Source organism: Leisingera thetidis (assembly GCF_025857195.1).
GTDB classification, from domain to species: Bacteria; Pseudomonadota; Alphaproteobacteria; order Rhodobacterales; family Rhodobacteraceae; genus Leisingera; species Leisingera thetidis.
This window is the reverse complement of the sequence record NZ_CP109790.1, coordinates 63604-82252: the sequence shown is the minus strand read 5'-3', so window position 1 is coordinate 82252 and position 18649 is coordinate 63604. Positions and strand designations below refer to the sequence as shown.

The 18649-nt window shown below is 63.5% G+C and carries 16 protein-coding genes; 5 read left to right on the top strand and 11 right to left on the bottom strand.

Annotated elements, in window-relative coordinates; translation table 11 throughout:
• Window positions 1-78 precede the first annotated feature (78 nt).
• The 5 genes from guaD to xdhA form a co-directional block, all read right to left on the bottom strand.
• The gene (gene guaD / locus OKQ63_RS24185) at window positions 79-1383 is read right to left on the bottom strand and encodes a guanine deaminase (protein WP_264214438.1); all 1305 of its coding nucleotides are present in this window, start codon (window positions 1381-1383) and stop codon (window positions 79-81) included.
• A 64-nt stretch (window positions 1384-1447) separates the two neighbouring features.
• Window positions 1448-3043: a xanthine/uracil/vitamin C permease gene (locus tag OKQ63_RS24180; protein ID WP_264214437.1), complete on the bottom strand. Its 1596-nt coding sequence runs from the start codon at window positions 3041-3043 to the stop codon at window positions 1448-1450.
• A gap of 31 nt (window positions 3044-3074) precedes the next feature.
• Window positions 3075-3968 carry a xanthine dehydrogenase accessory protein XdhC gene (gene xdhC / locus OKQ63_RS24175; RefSeq protein WP_264214436.1) on the bottom strand — a complete coding sequence of 298 codons (894 nt, stop codon included), beginning with the start codon at window positions 3966-3968 and terminating at the stop codon, window positions 3075-3077.
• Window positions 3969-3971: 3 nt separating this feature from the next.
• The gene (gene xdhB, locus OKQ63_RS24170; protein ID WP_264214435.1) at window positions 3972-6290 is read right to left on the bottom strand and encodes a xanthine dehydrogenase molybdopterin binding subunit; all 2319 of its coding nucleotides are present in this window, start codon (window positions 6288-6290) and stop codon (window positions 3972-3974) included.
• A gap of 12 nt (window positions 6291-6302) precedes the next feature.
• Entirely contained in the window at window positions 6303-7766 is a 1464-nt protein-coding gene (xdhA, locus tag OKQ63_RS24165; protein ID WP_264214434.1) for a xanthine dehydrogenase small subunit, read from the bottom strand.
• A 205-nt stretch (window positions 7767-7971) separates the two neighbouring features.
• Here xdhA and OKQ63_RS24160 point away from each other — a divergent pair, with 205 nt between their 5' ends.
• Window positions 7972-8910: a LysR family transcriptional regulator gene (locus OKQ63_RS24160; protein ID WP_264214433.1), complete on the top strand. Its 939-nt coding sequence runs from the start codon at window positions 7972-7974 to the stop codon at window positions 8908-8910.
• A gap of 57 nt (window positions 8911-8967) precedes the next feature.
• Here the strand turns inward: OKQ63_RS24160 and OKQ63_RS24155 are convergent, their stop codons facing one another.
• Complete coding sequence (locus OKQ63_RS24155) at window positions 8968-9171, bottom strand: hypothetical protein (protein WP_264214432.1); 204 nt, start codon at window positions 9169-9171, stop codon at window positions 8968-8970.
• A 332-nt stretch (window positions 9172-9503) separates the two neighbouring features.
• Window positions 9504-10763 (bottom strand): urate hydroxylase PuuD, encoded by a 1260-nt coding sequence (locus tag OKQ63_RS24150; protein ID WP_264214431.1) that lies wholly within the window; start codon window positions 10761-10763, stop codon window positions 9504-9506.
• Window positions 10764-10868: 105 nt separating this feature from the next.
• On the opposite strand from OKQ63_RS24150, the gene OKQ63_RS24145 reads away from it, so the two are divergent.
• Window positions 10869-11777, top strand: coding sequence for a LysR family transcriptional regulator (locus tag OKQ63_RS24145; protein WP_264214430.1), 909 nt, complete (start codon window positions 10869-10871; stop codon window positions 11775-11777).
• A gap of 79 nt (window positions 11778-11856) precedes the next feature.
• On the opposite strand, the gene uraH is transcribed toward OKQ63_RS24145, so the two are convergent.
• On the bottom strand, window positions 11857-12213 hold the full coding sequence (gene uraH / locus OKQ63_RS24140; protein ID WP_264214429.1) for a hydroxyisourate hydrolase: 357 nt from the start codon (window positions 12211-12213) through the stop codon (window positions 11857-11859).
• Window positions 12214-12362: 149 nt separating this feature from the next.
• Between uraH and puuE the strand changes: the two genes are divergently transcribed.
• The 3 genes from puuE (at window position 12363) to OKQ63_RS24125 (ending at window position 15772) form a co-directional block, all read left to right on the top strand.
• Entirely contained in the window at window positions 12363-13778 is a 1416-nt protein-coding gene (puuE, locus tag OKQ63_RS24135; RefSeq protein ID WP_264214534.1) for an allantoinase PuuE, read from the top strand.
• A complete protein-coding gene (locus tag OKQ63_RS24130) occupies window positions 13775-14266 on the top strand; it encodes an ureidoglycolate lyase (protein ID WP_264214533.1) in 492 nt (163 codons plus the stop codon). Before puuE ends, OKQ63_RS24130 begins: the two co-directional genes overlap by 4 nt.
• A gap of 69 nt (window positions 14267-14335) precedes the next feature.
• The gene (locus OKQ63_RS24125; RefSeq protein WP_264214532.1) at window positions 14336-15772 is read left to right on the top strand and encodes a uracil-xanthine permease family protein; all 1437 of its coding nucleotides are present in this window, start codon (window positions 14336-14338) and stop codon (window positions 15770-15772) included.
• A gap of 63 nt (window positions 15773-15835) precedes the next feature.
• Here the strand turns inward: OKQ63_RS24125 and OKQ63_RS24120 are convergent, their stop codons facing one another.
• From OKQ63_RS24120 to bhcC, 3 genes are all read right to left on the bottom strand, one after another.
• Window positions 15836-16348 (bottom strand): AmiS/UreI family transporter, encoded by a 513-nt coding sequence (locus OKQ63_RS24120; protein WP_264214531.1) that lies wholly within the window; start codon window positions 16346-16348, stop codon window positions 15836-15838.
• Between the two features lie 97 nt (window positions 16349-16445).
• On the bottom strand, window positions 16446-17411 hold the full coding sequence (gene bhcD / locus OKQ63_RS24115; RefSeq protein ID WP_264214530.1) for an iminosuccinate reductase BhcD: 966 nt from the start codon (window positions 17409-17411) through the stop codon (window positions 16446-16448).
• Window positions 17412-17481: 70 nt separating this feature from the next.
• Entirely contained in the window at window positions 17482-18645 is a 1164-nt protein-coding gene (bhcC, locus tag OKQ63_RS24110; RefSeq protein ID WP_264214529.1) for a 3-hydroxy-D-aspartate aldolase BhcC, read from the bottom strand.
• Window positions 18646-18649: the final 4 nt, after the last annotated feature.

The window sequence follows — 18649 nt, the reverse complement described above, 5'->3', positions numbered from 1 at the left end:
GCTGCCGGAAAACGGCAACGGGATCCACCGCGGCTCAGAGATATCCGCGCCGGGCGGCAAACCTTCGCCGCGGCGTTTCTATGCCGCGTTTTTCATCGGCCTGCCGGCCACATAGGTCTGCGCGATGGAGCGGTCGTCGCCCAGCGTCTGCAGGATGAACAGCTCCTCGGACAGGGTCCCGGCCCGCTGCATCCGCAGGTCCATTGCCGGGGTGGCGCGGGAATCCAGCACCACGATATCGGCTTCGGTGCCGGCTTCCAGCGTGCCGATCTTGTCCGCGAGCCCCAGCGCCGCCGCGTTGCCGCGGGTGATCCAATGGAATGCGCGCAAGGGGTGCAGCTTCTGGTTCTGCAATTGCAGAACCTTGTAGCCCTCATTCAAGGTCTGCAGCATCGAATAGCTGGTGCCCGCGCCGATGTCGGTGGCAATCGCATTGGTGATGCCGCGGCTGCGCAGGCCGGCGTCGTCAAACAGCCCGCTGCCCAGAAACAGGTTGGAGGTCGGGCAGAACACCGGCTTGGCGCCGGTCTCCGCCAGTGCATCGATCTCGCGCGGCTTGAGGTGGATCGAGTGGCCCAGCAGCATCTTTTCCGTCAGCAGCCCGTAGGACTGGTAAACGTCCAGATAATCCCGCGCCTGAGGATACAGCTCGGTGGTAAAAGCAATCTCGTCGTGGTTCTCCGACAGATGCGTCTGCACGTAGCAATCGGGATGCTCCTTCACCAGCGCGCCGGCCATCTCCATCTGGTCCGGGGTGGAGGTGATGGCAAAGCGCGGCGTGACCGCATAAAGCCCGCGGCCTTTGCCGTGGTACTTCGCAATCAGCGCCTTGGTGTCGTCATAGCCGCTGACCGGCGTGTCCAGCAGACCCTCGGGCGCGTTGCGGTCCATCAGAACCTTGCCGCCGATCATCCGCATGTTGCGCCGCGCGGCCTCGTCGAAATAGGCCTCGGCGGAGGTTTTGTGGACCGAGCAATAGGCCACCGCGGTGGTGGTGCCATGCGCGGTCAGCAGGTCAAAGAAATGCCCGGCCATCTGCGCGCTGTGGCCCGCATCGGTAAAGCGGGTTTCCTCGGGGAAGGTATAGTTGTTCAGCCACTCCAAAAGCTGCGAGCCCCAGGAGGCGATCACCTGCACCTGCGGGAAATGCAGATGGGTGTCGATGAAGCCGGCCATCAGGATTTTCGGGCGGTGGTCGATCACCTCGGCGCCGGCGGCCTGCTGGGCGAGGTCGCCATAGCTGCCCTTGGCCAGGATCATGCCGTCCGCCACCAGCAGCGCGCCGTCCTCGATGAACTCATAGGCGCTGGTGTCCTCGGGGCCTTGCGGCTCGGCGGTGAAGGAAAGCACCCGCCCGCGCAGCAGCGTCTGTTTCGATGTCATGTCTCTTGTTGTCCTTGGTTCGCAGGCAGGGGACACGCGGCCCCCTGCCCCATTTCATTTGGGATTATTCGCCCGCTGGCAGATGCGGCACATGGGGTTTCACACCGTCTTCTTCGAGTTCCTCGTGTTCATCCGCCTTGTGGAAGATCGGGTAGATGAACAGGAAGGCCGCAGCGATCAGATAGCCCATCGCGACACCACTGAATTCCGGCCAATGCAGGCTGGCAGAGTGGATCACGCCGACCAGCGACATTGCCGCCGCCGCCAGGGCAAAGCCGCCCGCGTTGCGGAAGTCGCCGTCAATCACGCTGGCCACGATGGCACCCCAGATCAGGCCGGTCAGGATTGCACCCTGGCTGAGCGCCAGATGGCCCTCGTAATGCGCCCCCTGCTGCAGCAGCGCTGCGGTCAGCTCAGGATCGCCCAGCTGCGCCATGCCGGTGGCACCCAGTGCGCCCAGGGCTCCGGCCAGTGCGCCCCATTTGATCACCAGGAAGGCCGAAACATGCGGCATCATCGCGATGGTCACCGCGGCGATATGGTCGGTCTTCACCGAATGCGCGGTATTGGTGACCAGGCTGAGCGCCACGAACACCAGCACCGGCGCTGCCGCGGCCACCGGGATCAGGTTGTTGAGGAAGGCCAAGAGGCCAAAGAAGGCGGCAAAGGGGATCACCAGGCCAACGCCGATGATATAGCCCGAGCGCGCGCCCATCCGCTTATACGCCGGGTGGCCGATATAGGCGGTGGTGGGGAACGGCGAGCCGAAGACCGCGCCGATCATGGTGCCGACGCCATCGGTCACCTGACACAGGCCCACCGGGTAATGGTCGCCCGCCGCTTCGGCGCTTTCGACGTTGTTCATGGTCTCGATGAAGTTGTAGATCTGCACCGGCACCAGCACCAGGAACAGCTCCGGGTTGGCAAACAGATGCTGGATACCGGCAATCAGGTCACCGAAGTACGGAATCGGCAGGTAGACGCCCACGCCCTCGAAGGAGACCGAGGCCTCGCCCATGCCAAGCGCCACAACGGTGCCGACGATCAGCGCCAAGAGGCCCGCCGGAATGTTGAACGGCAGCCGGTGGCGGCCAACCAGGCCCCACAGGATGATGATCATCGAGGCAAAGCCGATGAAGGGGCTTTCGAAAATCGTCGCCAGCGGCACGGTGCCGATGAACACCAGCGCGATGCCGCAGAGCGTCCCGAGCATGCCGGCGCGCGGGGTCACCCGCTTGAGCCACGGCCCGACGATGGCGCCCATCGCCGCAACGATGCCGCCCATAAAGCCCGCACCGATGCCCACCTGCCAGGCCAGCATGGCGTCATTGGTGGACCAGTAGATCGGACCGATCACCCCGAACAGATAGACGAACATCACCGGGGTCGAGATGCCATAAGGCAGCGCGGTCACATCGCGGCCTTCTTTCTCGGCGATATGCTTGGCCAGCCAGGTGTAGACCGCGATACCGGCCAGGATCGCCACTGCGGCGCCGGGCACGATGCGGCCGAACACGATGTCGGCAGGCATGTTGAAGACAAACTGACAGATGCCCGAAAGCACAATCAGGTTGATCAGGTTGTCGGTGAACAGCGCCCAGAATGCACTGAAGTCATTCCGCGCGAACAGTTTGTACGTATAGCTCCGCCCTGTGGTCATGGCGGCCTCCTCCTATCAGAGGACGCAGTCCTTACCGGCTGATTGCTCCAGCCGTGTCTCCCTCTGCGTCCGGTTGCTTGCCCGTTTGGGGCAGGTCTGTGCTCCTTGCGGAAGCGGACGCGGCAGTTTCAGAGGTCAAATCAGCAATCACTTCCGCTGCCACGAAGGCCGCGATGACGCTGGGCCGCTTGTCGCGGCTGCCGCCTGCCCCGATGGGGCAGATGAGACGGTCGGTTCCCAGACCGTCGCAATGGTCCCGGCACCAGCGGCGGAACTTCTCCCGCTTGGTGGCCGATCCGATCAGCCCGACATAGCCCGCATCGCCGCGCTGCAGGGCAGCGGAGGCAAGCAGGAAGTCAAGCGCGTGATCGTGGGTGAGAACGACAAAGGCGCTGCCCGCAGGTGCGGTGGCGATGTCGATCTCAGGGATAGCGCTTTGGCGGCGTTCCACATCCGCCTGGCACAAGTTCAATTCTTCGGCGCGCTGGTCGATCAGGATGCAGCGCACCGGCATATGCTGGAACAGGTCCGCCAGCGCCCGGCCCACGTGACCTGCGCCCATCACATAGACATGTGGCAGCGCCTGTTCCTCGGCCTGATGGCGGGCAATGGCGGTGTTGCGGTTGCCCTGGCGCATCTGCGCCAGCGACATTTCCACCCGGCCGCCGCAGCACTGGCCGATCTCCGGCCCCAGCGGCACGTCCAGCGTGTCGCTGATCACGTCCTGCTTCAGCATCCGCCGGGCGTGGTCGATGGCGATAAATTCCAGCTGGCCGCCGCCAATGGTCCCCCACAGACCTTCCGCCGCCACAAACATGCAGGTGCCGGCCTCCCGCGGGGACGACCCGCGGACGCGGGTCAGCGCGACCTGCACCACACGGCTGTGGCTGGCCAGAAAACCCTGGAGGGAGAGGCGGCGGGTCATGGCTCAGCCCCGCCCTTTGAGGGTTTCGATCGCCATCAGCACGCGTTCCGGCGTGGCGGGCGCATCCAGGCGCGGGCAGACCTTGTAATCCGCGGTGCTGGCGACAGCCATCGACAGCGCCTCGAACACCGAGATGCCCAGCATGAAGGGCGGCTCGCCCACGGCCTTGGACCGCTTGATGGTGCGCTTCTTGTTCACCGACCATTCAGCCAGCTGCGTGTTGAAGATGCGCGGCCGGTCAGACGCCAGCGGGATCTTGTAGGTCGAGGGCGCATGGGTGCGCAGGCGGCCTTCGCCATCCCACCACAGTTCCTCGGTGGTCAGCCAGCCCATCCCTTGGATGAAGGCACCCTCCACCTGGCCCTTGTCCAGGATCGGGTTCAGCGAGCGGCCCACATCATGCAGGATGTCGGTGCGCTCCACCCGGTATTCGCCTGTCAGCGTATCGACCGACACCTCGGAGCAGGACGCGCCATAGGCGTAGTAGAAGAACGGCTGCCCCTTGCCCGCCGCGCGGTCCCAATGGATTTCCGGCGTCTTGTAGAACCCCGCCGCCGACAGCTGGACACGGGCCATATAGGCCGCTTTCACCAGCGTATCAAAAGCGACGATCTCGCTGCCGGCGCGCACGCGGTTGGGCAGGAACTCCACCTCCGCCTCGGACACACCGTATTTCTCAGCCGCGAACTTGGTCAGCCGGGCAATGATCTGTTCCGCCGCGTTCAATGCCGCCATGCCGTTGAGGTCCGACCCGGACGACGCCGCGGTCGCGGAGGTGTTCGGCACCTTCTCGGTGGTGGTCTTGGTGATCTTGATGCGCTCGAAATCCACCTGGAAGGCATCCGCCACAACTTGCGCCACCTTGGTGTTGAGGCCCTGCCCCATTTCGGTGCCGCCGTGGTTCAAGTGGATTGAGCCGTCGTTGTAGACATGGATCAGCGAACCCGCCTGATTGTAATGCGTCGCGGTGAAGGAGATGCCGAATTTCACCGGCGTCAGGGCAATGCCCTTCTTGATGATCTTCGACTCCTTGTTGAAGGCGATGATTTCCTCGCGGCGCTTGCGGTACTCGGCGTTTTCCTCCAGCTCCGTGATCAGCCGGTCGAGGATATTGTCCTCCACCTTCTGATGGTACGGGGTCAGGTCGCGGCCTTCTTTGCCATAAAAGTTGGCCTTGCGCACATCCAGCGGGTCCTTGCCGAGGGCATAGGCGATCTCTTCAATCATCCGCTCCGCCGCGACCACACCCTGCGGGCCGCCAAAACCGCGGAAGGCCGTGTTGGAGACGGTGTTGGTCTTCATCGGGCGGCTTTTCAGCAGCACGTTCGGGTAGAAATAGGCGTTATCCGCATGGAACAGCGCCCGGTCGGTGACCGGCCCGGACAGGTCCGAGGAATAGCCGCAGCGCGCGGCAAAGCCGCCCTCGACCGCCTGAATGCGGCCCGCGTCGTCAAAGGCCACGTCATAGTCGATGATAAAATCATGGCGCTTGCCGGTGGCGGTCATGTCCTGATCGCGGTCCGGGCGGATCTTGACCGGGCGATTATGCTTCTTCGCAGCGATTGCGGCCACCGCGCAGAACAGGTTCATCTGGCTTTCCTTGCCGCCAAAACCCCCGCCCATCCGGCGCACGTTGACGGTCACCGCGTTGTTCGCCACGCCCAGAACATGCGCCACCATATGCTGCGCTTCGCTGGGGTGCTGGGTGGAACAATGTACGGTCACGTCCTCGTCCTCGCCGGGAATGGCAAAGGCGATGTGGCCTTCCAGATACATGTGGTCCTGGCCGCCGACGGTCATCTGCGCCTGGATGCGGTGGGGGGCCCCCTTGCGGCCGGCCTCCACATCGCCGCGCTCCAGCTTCAGCGGGTCGGTGACCATCGGATATCCGGCCTCTTGCGCCTGGACCGGGTCCAGCGCGTGCGGCAGCACTTCGTAATCCACCTGCGCCAGTTCGGCGGCACGGCGGGCGGCATCGCGGGTCTCGGCAATTACCGCAAACATCGGCTGGCCGTGGAACTCCACCTTCTCCGTTGGAAACACCGGCTCGTCATGCTTGCCGGTGGGGCTGATGTCGTTGACGCCGGGAATGTCATCGGCGGTCAGCACATCCACCACGCCGGGTGCTGCACGCACGGCAGAGAGGTCAATGCCCTTGATATTGGCGTGGGCGACGGTGGAGACACCCAGGTAAGCATGCAGCGTGCCCCAGGGCTCGGCAATATCGTCAGTGTATTCAGCGCGCCCGGTGACATGCTTGATCGCGCTGTCATGCTGGCGGTCATGGTGCACGGCGCCGCTGATGGTCTGATGGTCCTTCATCTCAAAATCTCCTCAGGCGACGGCCAGCCGGACGGGACCGGCGGTTGCAGCATCATGTTCCAGATAGAAGCGGCGCAGCAGGTTGCTGGCCGTGAGCGCCCGGTAGTCCGCCGACGCCCGCCAGTCGCTGAGCGGGGTGAAGTCCTGCTTCACCGCTTCCGCCGCCGCGTCAAACGCCGCCTCGCCCCAGGGCTGGCCGACCAGCGCTGCCTCGGCGCCTGCGGCGCGCTTGGGCGTTGCTGCCATGCCGCCGAATGCGATGCGGGCCGCGGTGATCACACCATTTGACACTTCCACGCTGACCCCGGCGGCGACCGAGGAGATATCCTCGTCCCGGCGCTTGGAAATCTTGTAGGCGGCGTCGATCTGCCCGTCCCGGCGCAGCGGGATGCGGATCGAAGCAACGAAATCGCCCGGCTCGCGGTCCTGCTTGCCGTAATCGATAAAGAAATCCTCCAGCGGCAGGGTGCGCGAACCGCCCTTTTTCTGCAGCGTCACCTCGGCCCCCAGCGAGATCAGCACCGGCGGGGTGTCCCCGATGGGCGAGCCATTGGCGATATTGCCGCCGATGGTGCCCATGTTGCGCACCTGCCAGCCGGCGATGCGGTCCCAGTAGGCGCTCAGATGCGGGAAAGCATCGCGGATCGCCGCTTCGCTCTCGGTATAGGTGACGCCAGCGCCGATGATCAGCGCCTCGTCGGTCAGCTTAATGGCTTTCAGCTCCTCAAGGTGAGAGACAAATACGACCGGAGAGATCGGTTTCATGAATTTGGTGACCCAGAGGCCGACATCGGTGGAGCCCGCCACAATTGTCGCCTTGGGGTTTTCCGCCAGCACCTGCGCCAGATCGGCCACGTCCAGCGGCAGAATGGCACGGTCGTCTTCGGGGCCGGTCACGACGCGGGCCTGCGGCTGGATCGCGTTCAGCTTGGCGGTCAGGCTGTCACGCTCGGTGGTCAGGTAATCATTGGCCGGGGTGCCGTACTGGTTCACCGCCAGGGCGGCGCGCACAATCGGCTCATAACCGGTGCAGCGGCAGAGGTTGCCCTGCACGGCGGTTTCCACCTCAGCCTTGGTCGGCTGCGGGTTCTCCATCCACAGCGCGTACAGCGACATCACGAAACCCGGGGTGCAGAAACCGCACTGGCTGCCGTGGTATTCGACCATCGCCTGCTGCACCGGATGCAGCCGCCCATTGGGGCCGGAGAGATGCTCGACCGTCACCACGTGGCAGCCATTGAGCGAGGCCAGGAAGCGGATGCAGGCGTTCACCGCCTCATAGCGCAGGGCGCCATTCTGCAGACGGCCCACCAGCACGGTGCAAGCGCCGCAGTCACCCTCTGCGCAGCCTTCCTTGGTGCCGGTCAGGCGCTGCTCCAGGCGCAGGAAATCCAAAAGCGTGGTGGTGGCCTTCACGTCCTCCAGCACAATGTCCCTGCCGTTCAGAAGAAAGCGGATGTCGGTTTGATGTGCCATCTGGCCTCCCGAATGTCTGTGAGCCGCTTGGGCCCGCTTATGTCTTTTGTACCGTGTCCGACTGCCACGGTTAACGGGCGCAATCGCGAAATGCTTTCAACACGCTGTTGAAAATGTTTAGGTTAAAGCATGCCGGAACCGGCTGGACTGCCGTCTTTCACCCATGGAGGCAGCCAGCAAGCGTGCCCGTAAAGGACTGTGAAACATGTCTTATCTGGAATCCCTGCGCGTCTTCATCCGAGTCGTCGAGCTGGGCAGCATCACCTCTGGCGGGCGCGACCTGAGGTTGACTCCGGCGGTTGCCAGCAAGCGGATCAAGGAGCTTGAAAAGCACCTGGGCGTGCGGCTGTTCAACCGCACCACGAGATCGCTGACCCCCACCGAGGCCGGGCAGTTGTTTTATACCGAGGCCAAGAAGGTTCTCGAATCGATTGAGGACGCCGAGGCGGTGGTCTCGCAGTTCTCCGCTGCGCCGCGCGGGGTGATCCGGGTGACCGCTCCGCTGGGCGTGGGCCGCCGCATCATCGCGCCGCTGGTGCCGGGGTTTGTCGAGGATTACCCGGCAACCGAAATCCGCATGCGGATGTCGGACCGCAAGGTCGATATCCTGGCCGACGGGCTGGACGTGGCCTTCTTCATCGGCACCCCGCACGACTCGACCCTGAAGATGCGCAAGATCGCCGATTGCGCGCGGGTGCTATGCGCCGCACCGGCCTATCTGGAGCGGCATGGCGCGCCGCAGGTGCCGGAGGATCTGCTGACCGGCCACAACTGCCTGTTGCTGCGCTACCCGAGGTCACCGGAATATTTCTGGACGCTGGACACATCCGAAGGCCCGCGCAAGCTGGAGGTTTCGGGCAAATACGACGCTGACGACAGCGACGTGCTGACGGGCTGGGCGCTGGACGGGCGCGGCATCGTCAACAAGCCGCGCTTCGACGTGGCTGCCCATCTGCGCAGCGGCGCTCTGGTCGAGGTTCTGGCAGAGACGCCGCCGGAGCCGACCGTTTTCGGCTGCCTCTACCCGCACCGGAAATTGCAGGATCCCAAGATCCGCCTGTTCGTGGATTACGCGGTAAAGCACGGGCTGGCCGCGTTCCGGCGGATTGAAGCTGGCGGCCCCCAAGAGAACGGGGTGCAGTAAGCGGAAATGAAAAGGCGGGCACCGCTGGCCCGCCTTCCGGAATCGAGGGTTCGCGCCTTAGCAGCGGTGCGGATTTTCCTCGCAATAGATCAAGTTCGCCGCGGCCCCGACAGCGGCGCCTGTCACCAGATTGCCGTTCAGAACGGCGGACCCGGCAGCACCGGCGCCAGCGCCGTAAACCAGCCGCTCGCCGGTGGTGTCGCCGCAGGCGGCAAGAGTGGTACAGATGGCAAATCCAATAGCGATGGTCTTTCTAAACATTTTCTTTCCTCCTTCAACGTCCAAACCCCGCAGTTTTGCCGCGGTCCCAAACGGCCAGCCCCCGGTTTGTGCGGCCGGGGGAAGGGTGCCCGAAAGGGATTGGCGCTGTGGCTGAACAGTCCGGAAGACCCTTGGGTCTCCGGCGCAGCTGGGCAAACCCTGTACAGGAACAACGCGCGGCCGGGCTCTTTGGTTCCACGGCGCCGCTGTGCCGGGGCGGCGCACAGGGGTGCACCGGGGTGCATGGGGGTGTCCGGGGGTGCACGCCCGGTGCATGCAAAATGGCCCCGCCACTGGGGCGGAGCCATTCAGATTGAACGCGGGGAACCGGCTCAGTTCGCGGCAAGCGCGAAGGGCAGATCCTTGGAGGCACTGCCGTACCAGCGGCGGATCAGGGCGCGCTCTTCGTCCTCCATGTGGGTCACATTGGCAGGCGGCATGGCAACGGTGGCCCCGGCCTGGAGATAGATCTCCTTGGCGTATTTCGCCACATCCGCGGGGGTCTCCAGCAGCACGTTCTTGGGCGCGCGGCGGATGCCGTCGTAATAGGGCTCGCGCGCGTGGCACATCGCGCAGCGGCCCGGCACAACGTTCATCACGTCCTCGAAATGTGCATTGCTGGCAAAGACTTGCTCGCCCTTGGTCAGTTCCCGCGCTTCGGACTCTTCATAGGTGTCCTGCTGCAGCGGCGCCTGGCTCAGGATCATGATGCCGATGAACAGGATGGCGGTCACAGGCCAGGTCCAGGTCGGGTTGCTGGTGCCCGCATGGTTGCTGTTGAAGTAGTGGCGGATGGTCACGCCCATCAGGAACACAAGTGCTGCGATCAGCCAGTTGTACTCGGTGGCAAAGGCCAGCGGGTAGTGGTTGGACAGCATCAGGAACACCACCGGCAGCGTCAGATAGTTGTTATGGGTCGAGCGCAGCTTGGCGATCTTGCCATACTTGGCATCCGGTGTGCGGCCTTCCTGCAGGTCCTTCACCACGATGCGCTGGTTCGGCATGATGATGAAAAAGACGTTTGCCGTCATGATGGTGGCCGTAAAGGCGCCCAGGTGCAGCATCACCGCGCGGCCGGTGAAGATCTGGTTGTAGCCCCATCCCATGATGACCAGCAGCACAAACAGCAGCACCATCAGGAAGGTCGGCTTTTCCCCCAGCGGCGATTTGCACAAGGCATCATAGACCAGCCAGCCGATGCTCAGCGAGGCGCCGGAAATCAGGATGCCCTGCCACAGCGCCAGGTCGGCCTTGGCGGAGTCGATCAGGTAGAGCTCGCCGCCCGCCCAGTAGACGATCATCAACAGGCCCGCGCCGGACAACCAGGTGGCGTAACTTTCCCATTTGAACCAGATCAGATGCTCCGGCATGTTTTCCGGCGCCACCAGGTATTTCTGGATGTGGTAGAAACCGCCGCCATGGACCTGCCATTCCTCGCCATGCGCGCCGACCGGCAGATGCGGAACTTTCCGCAGGCCAAGGTCCAGCGCGACGAAGTAGAAGGACGATCCGATCCAGGCAATGGCGGTGATGACGTGAAGCCAGCGGACCGCAAAGCCCAGCCAGTCCCACATGATCACAAGCTCTTCCATTGTTCTCTCCTCATAAGCTTTGGCAAGGACACTAGAGCATGCCGCTATTTTCATGTATTAGGTAAAAAATCCAAGCTGTTTCAAAATAACACAAAGAATACTTGAATGGCCTATCTCGACAATATCCGCACCTTTGTCCGTGTCTATGAACTTGGCAATATGTCCGCCGCGGCGCGCGACATGCGGATTTCGGCTGCGGTGGCGTCGTCACGGATTTCGCAACTGGAGGATCATCTGAACGTGCGGCTGTTCCAGCGCACCACGCGGCTGCTCAATCCGACCGAGCAGGGTAACCTGTTCTACCGCGGTGCGGTCAAGATCCTGGAGGCGGTGGACGAGGCCGAGGCCGACATCAGCAGCGTGACGCAAACCCCGCGCGGCACGCTTTATGTGGCGGCCCCCCTGGGGCTGGGGCAGCGGCTGATTGCGCCGGCGGTGCCGAAGTTCAAGGAAGCCTATCCGCTGATCTCAATCCGGCTGCGGCTGTCGGACCGCAAGCTGGATTTGGCGGCAGAAGGGCTGGACGCGGCATTTTTCCTGGGTGTGCCGGAGGATTCAAACCTGCGCATCCGAAAAATTGCCGATTGCCCTCGGGTGCTGTGCGCGTCTCCGGACTACATCGGGCAGCGCGGCCAGCCCAGGAACAGTGAGGAGCTGAAGACGGAGGCGCACGATTGCCTGAACCTGCGCTATCCCGGCGCGCCGGAGTTCCAATGGCCTCTGCGCAGCCATGACGGGGTCAAGCGGGTCACGGTCACCGGGCCGTTTGAATCGGATCACGGCGACGTGCTGACCAGCTGGGCGCTGGACGGGCATGGGATTATCCTGAAACCGGTATTCGAGATTTCGGAACATCTCGCCTCGGGCCGGCTGGTGCCGGTGCTGGCGGAGGAGCCGCCAATCCCCATCCAGATGGCTTGCCTTTATGTGCACCGCCGCCATCAGGATCCCAAGGTGCGGCTGTTCATCGACTTCATGGTGGATCACATTCTGGCTTCCCTCCCCTCGGAATGAAAAAGCCCGCCCCAGTTTCCTGGGACGGGAACCGCCGGCAGATGCCAAGCGGGAGGAGAGGTCTGTCGGGGAGTGCGGCTCAGCTGCCGCGGTAGGTGGAATAGCCGTAGGGCGACAGCAAGAGCGGCACGTGATAGTGGCTGCCTGCCTCGCTCATGCCGAAACGCAGCGGCACCTCGTCCAGAAACAGCGGATCTGCGCCCGCCTGCCCGGTTGCGCGCAGATAGCCGCCGGCATGGAACACCAGCTCATAGGTGCCGGTGGCAAATTCGCCTGCTGGCAGGATCTGTTCGTCAGTGCGCCCGTCGTCATTGGTCACAAGGCTGCGCAGATGGATGCGCTCATCGCCTTCGATCCGGTAAAGATCGATCTTCAGCCCTTCCGCCGGGCAGCCGCGGGCAGTGTCCAGCACATGGGTGGTCAGAAATCCGGCCATGCCAGCCTCCTTTCAATTCTGTTGACCTAGGTATGCGCGGTTCAGCCCAGTGCATACAGAAGGAAGAGTCAAAAAGTTCTTTCAAAAATATACTGAAAGCCGACGGAATTATTTTGTTCTATAAATAGTGAAAAGACAGGAGACCTGACGTGACGCGCTATCCTCGTGACTTGCGCGGGTACGGTGCTGGCGCACCTGACCCGCAGTGGCCCAATGGGGCCAAAGCCGCCGTGCAATTTGTGCTCAACTATGAAGAAGGCGGCGAGAACTGCATCCTGCACGGGGATGCAGCCTCGGAGGCTTTTCTTTCCGACATCCCCGGTGCTGCCCAATGGCCCGGTCAGCGCCATTGGAATATGGAGTCGGTCTATGAATACGGCGCCCGGGCCGGTTTCTGGCGGCTGCACCGGCTGTTCACCGGCGCCGGCATTCCGCTGACCATCTACGGCGTTGCCACCGCGCTTGCCCGCTCGCCCGAACAGGTGCAGGCGATGAAGGACGCGGACTGGGAGATCGCCAGCCACGGCCTGAAATGGGTCGAGCACAAGGACATGGCCGAAGACGAAGAGCGCGCGGCCATTGCCGAGGCGGTGCGGCTTCATACCGAGGTCACCGGAGACCGCCCGCGCGGCTGGTACACTGGCCGTTGCAGCGCCAACACCGTGCGCCTGGTGGCTGAGGAAGGCGGTTTCGATTATATCTCTGACACTTACGACGACGACCTGCCCTATTGGCTGGACACCGGCGGGCGGGATCAGCTGATCATCCCCTACACGCTGGAAGCCAACGACATGCGCTTTGCCAATTCGCCGGGCTGGATCACGGGCGAGCATTTCTTCCAGTATTTGAAGGATACCTTTGACGTGATCTATGCCGAGGGCGAAGCCGGTGCCCCCAAGATGATGACCATCGGCCTGCACTGCCGCTTGATCGGGCGCCCGGGCAAGATTGCCGGTCTCAAGCGCTTCATCGAGTATATCCAGGGCTTCGAAGGCGTCTGGTGCCCGCGCCGGATCGACATTGCCGAACACTGGGCTGCAACCCATCCGCCGGTCAAGCGCGAGCGCCCCAGCCGGATGGAGCGGGATGAGTTTGTCGCCAAGTTCGGCTCGATCTTTGAGCATTCGCCCTGGATCGCCGACCGGGCATTCGACTTGGAGCTGGGTCCGGCGCATGACTGCGCGGCGGGCGTGCATAACGCGCTGTGCCGGATCTTCCGCACCGCCAGCGAAGAAGAGCGCCTGGGCGTGCTGACCGCGCACCCGGACCTGGCGGGCAAGCTGGCCGCTGCGGGCCGTCTGACTGCCGAGAGCACCTCGGAACAGTCCAGCGCAGGCTTGGATATGCTGACGGATGAGGAGCGCGAGACCTTCCAACGGCTCAACACCGAGTATGTGGAGAAACACGGCTTCCCGTTCATCATCGCGGTGCGGGACCACAACAAGGCGTCGATCATGGAGGCCTTCCACCGCCGGATCATCAACGACCGGGCAACCGAGTTCGACGAGGCCTGCCGCCAGGTGGAGCGTATTGCCCAGTTCCGGCTGCAGGATCTGCTGCCATGAGCCGGCTGCTGACCGCCGTGCCGCTGACCGCGGAGGTCTTTGCGCCTTATGGCGATGTGATCGAGGCCGCGGGCGCGCCGGACAAGCTGATAAATCAGGGCATGTGCGGCCGTCACCACGACCGCGCCCGCCTCGATTTCGGCGAGGGCGGCCGGGCAGGCATCAGCCTGTTCGACGCCCGGGCCCGCCATCTGCCGCACAAGGTGGACATGGTCGAGCGCCATCCTGACGGCAGCCAGGCCTTTGTGCCCGTCAGCGGCGTGCCGATGCTGGTGGTGGTGGCTGAAGACGCCGGCGGCATCCCGGTAGACCTGAAAGCCTTCATCAGCAAGCCGGGCCAGTCCATCAACCTGCACCGGGGCACCTGGCACGGGGTGCTCGCCCCGCTGGGCGCACCGGGCCAATACATCGTGGTCGACCGCATCGGGCAGACCCCGAACCTGGAAGAACACTGGTTCCAGGACCCCTGCACGGTGGTTTCTGACTAACCGGAAAACCCCAAAGCCGCCAATAAACAAAAAGAAGCGGCAAGATCCCCATGACCGACAGGAGAAGACATGGCTGATACTTCCATTGGGACGCCGGCACAGCTGCGCGACCCGAATTACACCCCGCCCTTGCACAAGGCGATCCCGCTGGGCATCCAGCATGTGCTGGCGATGTTTGTGTCGAACGTGACGCCCGCGATCATTGTTGCCGGCGCCGCCGGTTTCGGCTTCGGCTCAAACTCGCCGGATTTCCCGGAGCTGCTGTACCTGATCCAGATGTCGATGCTGTTTGCAGGCATTGCCACGCTGCTGCAGACCATCACTTTGGGCCCGGTCGGCTCGGGGCTGCCGATTGTGCAGGGCACCTCCTTTGCCTTCCTGCCGATCATGATCCCGCTGGTTGCGGGCAAGGGCGTGGACGGGCTGGCCGCGCTGTTCACCGGCGTCATCGTCGGCGGCATCTTCCATAGCCTGCTCGGCACGGTGATCGGCAAGATCCGCTTTGCCCTGCCGCCGCTGGTCACTGGCCTGGTGGTGACGATGATCGGACTGGCGCTGGTCAAGGTCGGCATCCAGTATGCTGCAGGCGGTGTTCCCGCCATCGGCACGCCGGAATACGGCTCGCTCCTGAACTGGTCGGCGGCGCTGGTGGTGATCCTCGTCACCTTGGGCCTCAAGTTCTTCACCAAGGGGATGCTGTCGGTCTCGGCCGTGCTGCTGGGGCTGATCGTGGGGTATGTATATGCTCTGATGACCGGGATGCTGACATTCGGTGCGATCTCCGGCTCCTGGTCGCAGGCCGCAGCCTTTGCCCTGCCGCAGCCGTTCAAATACGGCTTCGAGTTCTCCGCCGCGGCCGTCATCGGGTTCTGCCTGATGAGCTTTGTCTCCGCGGTCGAAACCGTGGGTGACGTTTCCGGCGTGACCAAAGGCGGCGCGGGCCGCGAGGCCACCGAGCAAGAGATCGCAGGTGCGACCTTTGCCGATGGTGTGGGCACCGCTTTTGCGGGCTTTTTCGGCGCCTTCCCCAACACCTCGTTCAGCCAGAACGTCGGCCTGATCGCCATGACCGGCGTGATGAGCCGCCACGTGGTCACCTGCGGCGCCATCTTCCTGATCATCTGCGGGCTGGTGCCCAAGGTGGGCGCGGTGATCCGCACCGTGCCGATCGAGGTGCTGGGCGGCGGCGTGATCGTGATGTTCGGCATGGTGGTTGCCGCCGGCGTGTCGATGCTGTCGGACGTGGACTGGAACCGCCGCAACATGGTGATCTTTGCGATCTCGCTGTCCATCGGCCTTGGCCTGCAGCTGGAGCCCGGTGCGCTGCAGCACATGCCCGACACCGCGCGCATCCTGCTGACCAGCGGCCTGCTGCCCGCGGCGCTGATTGCCATTGTGCTGAACCTGGTGCTGCCGCAGGAGCTGGCAGGCGAAGCGACCGAGGAAGTCTCCGGCGGGATGAGCGGCCACGGCCGCGGATCGCTGCCGCATGAGGACCATGCCTGACGCAAACGGCATGAATTGAAAGCGAAAGCCGGTCCTTGATGGGCCGGCTTTTTTGTTACGGGTTCAGCTGGTCAGCCCGTGCAGAACAACGAGCCCGGGCAGCCAGCCGGTGAAGATCCCGCACAAAAGCGTGGCACGGGCCGTCAGCCAAGGGCTGCCGCGTCTGAGCGCGAGGTTCAGGAAATACAGGAACCAGAGCCCGGACCAGGCGGCCCAGCATACGGCCAGCCAGACATCGAACAGACCGTTTGCCTGCGACAGCACCTGCAGCACCATGGGTGCCGCGGTCAGCGCGACAAAGCCGCTGAACCAGCCCAGCCCCTCGCCGCTGGAGGCAATGGCGCGGTTGTAGGCAACCCACAGGTATGTCGTGCCAAACAGCAGTGTCATCCCTGCATCCAGCAGGTCGGCCGGCTGCCGGGCCGCCAGGGCGATCAGCAGGACGATGGCAAAGAACACCAGCGCCGCAACCGTGTTGATCAGGATGATTTCCCGGTCCTGGATCCGGCCCATCTGCCAGATGCCGTTCAGGCACAGCACCACCCCGACGACCAGCAGGCTCAATCCCATAAACATGTTTGGCTTCCTTCAAAAAAAATAACAGGAGAGAGGTACACCTCTCTCCTGCCGCTCCGCTATGCGGAAATTTGCAGAATGTGTTTCTGGCTGGGGCTTAGAAATCGACCTCGATGGCGATGCCCTTTTCAACCGCCACTTCAACCACCGAGGCCGCGACGGCGAGGTCCTGCAGGCCGACGCCGGTGCCGTCGAACAGGGTGATTTGATCGTCAGAAGTACGGCCCGGGTTGGTGCCGTTGATGACGGCGCCGATCTGGGCCACCTCAGATTCCTGGATCAGCCCCTGCGCCACCGCGTGCTGCGCCTCGCCGATGGAGATCGACTGGGCGACCTCGTCAGTAAACACATCCGCCGCCACCAGCAGCTGGGGATCGACTTCCTTCTTGCCCTTGGTGTCGGTGCCCATGCAGGCAATGTGGGTGCCGAGGCTGACCTGACCGGCCTTCAGGATCGCGTCGAAGGACGAGGTGATCGAAATGATCACATCCGCCTCCCGCATGCCGTCCAGTTCGACTGCTTCAAACGGCAGCCCGGCCTCGTCCGCCACCTCTTGCAGGTTCGGCAGCATCTCCGGGTGCAGGTTCCAGCCGATGACCTTCTCGAAATTGCGCTGCTCCAAAGCGGCGCGCAGCTGGAACTTGGCCTGATGGCCTGCGCCGATCATGCCGATCACCTTGGCATCCTTGCGGGCCAGATGCTTGATCGATACCGAAGACGCCGCGGCGGTGCGCAGCGCGGTCAAGAGGTTGCCGCCAACCATCGCCGTGACCTTGCCGGTGTCCGGGTCGAACAGGAAGACGGTGGACTGGTGGTTGATCAGCCCGCGCTTTTCCAGGTTGTTCGGCCAGTAGCCCCCGGCCTTGAGGCCCAGCGTCAGGCCCGCGCGGTCAAAGCCGCCCTTGAAGCCGTAAAGCGCATCCTCATGACCGATCGCTTCGCGCACGACGGGAAAGTTGTAGGCGTCGCCTGCGGCCATCGCGGCAAAAACCTTCTCGACCGCATCGAACGAGGCCTCACGGGTCACCAAGTCCGCAATCGCCTTTTCCGGAACGATATACATGTCTGTTTCTCCTCAACAAAAAAGCCGGCGGAGGGCGGCATGCGCACCTCCGCCAGTTCGGGGATCGTTCTTAGTATGCTTTGCCGCGGGCCGATACCGGCCAGACGGTTTCCACCTTGCCGCCCCGCACGCCGACGTACCAGTCATGCACGTTGGCGGTCGGATCGCAGTGGCCCGGCACCAGTTTCAGCTTTTCGCCCACCTTCAGCACGCCGTTCGGGTCCGCAACCACACCGTGCTCATCCGAGCATTTGATGTACTCGACATCGTCGCGGCCGAAGATGAAGGGCAGGCCGCTGTCGACCGATTGCGCCTTGAGGCCCGCATCCACGATGGCCTTGTCGGCCTTGGCGTGGCTCATCACCTGGGTCAGCAGGAAGAAAGCGTTTTCCCACTCGCCCTGGTCGATGCGGTTGCCGTCCTTGTCGAGGATACGGCCGTAGTCCGCGTCCATGAAGGCGTAGGAGCCGCACTGCAGTTCGTTGTACACGCCCGAGTTCGACTCGAAGTAGTAGGAGCCAGTGCCGCCGCCGGAAACCAGCTCGCACTCGATGCCTTCGGCTTTCAGGCCCTCAACGGCATCGGCAACCTGCGCGATGGCGGTGTCCAGCTTGGCCTTGCGGTCCTCATAGCTGTCCATGTGCTGCATTGCGCCCTGATAGGCCTGGATGCCGGAAAACTTGAGGTTCTCGGCCGCGTTCACCGCCTTGGCGATTTCCACAACCGCCTCGGTGGTGGTCACGCCGCAGCGGCCGGCGCCGCAGTCGATCTCGACAAAGACTTCCAGCTCGGTGCCGTGCTTCTGCGCCGCCGCCGACAGGTCGGCCACGTTGTCGATATCATCAATGCAGACGATTGTGCGCGCGCCCAGCTTGGGCAGGCGGGCTAGGCGGTCGATTTTCTGCGGATCACGCACCTGGTTGGAGACCAGAATGTCCTTGATGCCGCCGCGGGCGAAAACTTCGGCCTCGGAAACCTTCTGGCAGCAGACGCCAACCGCGCCGCCGAGCTTTTCCTGCAGCTTGGCCACATCCACCGACTTGTGCATCTTGCCATGCACCCGGTGGCGCATGCCGTGCGCCTTGGCATAGTCGCCCATTTTCTTGATGTTGCGCTCCAGCGCGTCCAGGTCCAGCACCAGACAGGGGGTCTGGATGTCGGCTTCGTCCATGCCCGGGATTGCCGGGACATCATAGCCGACTTCGAGCTGATCAAAATTTGTCTGTGCGTTCATGTTT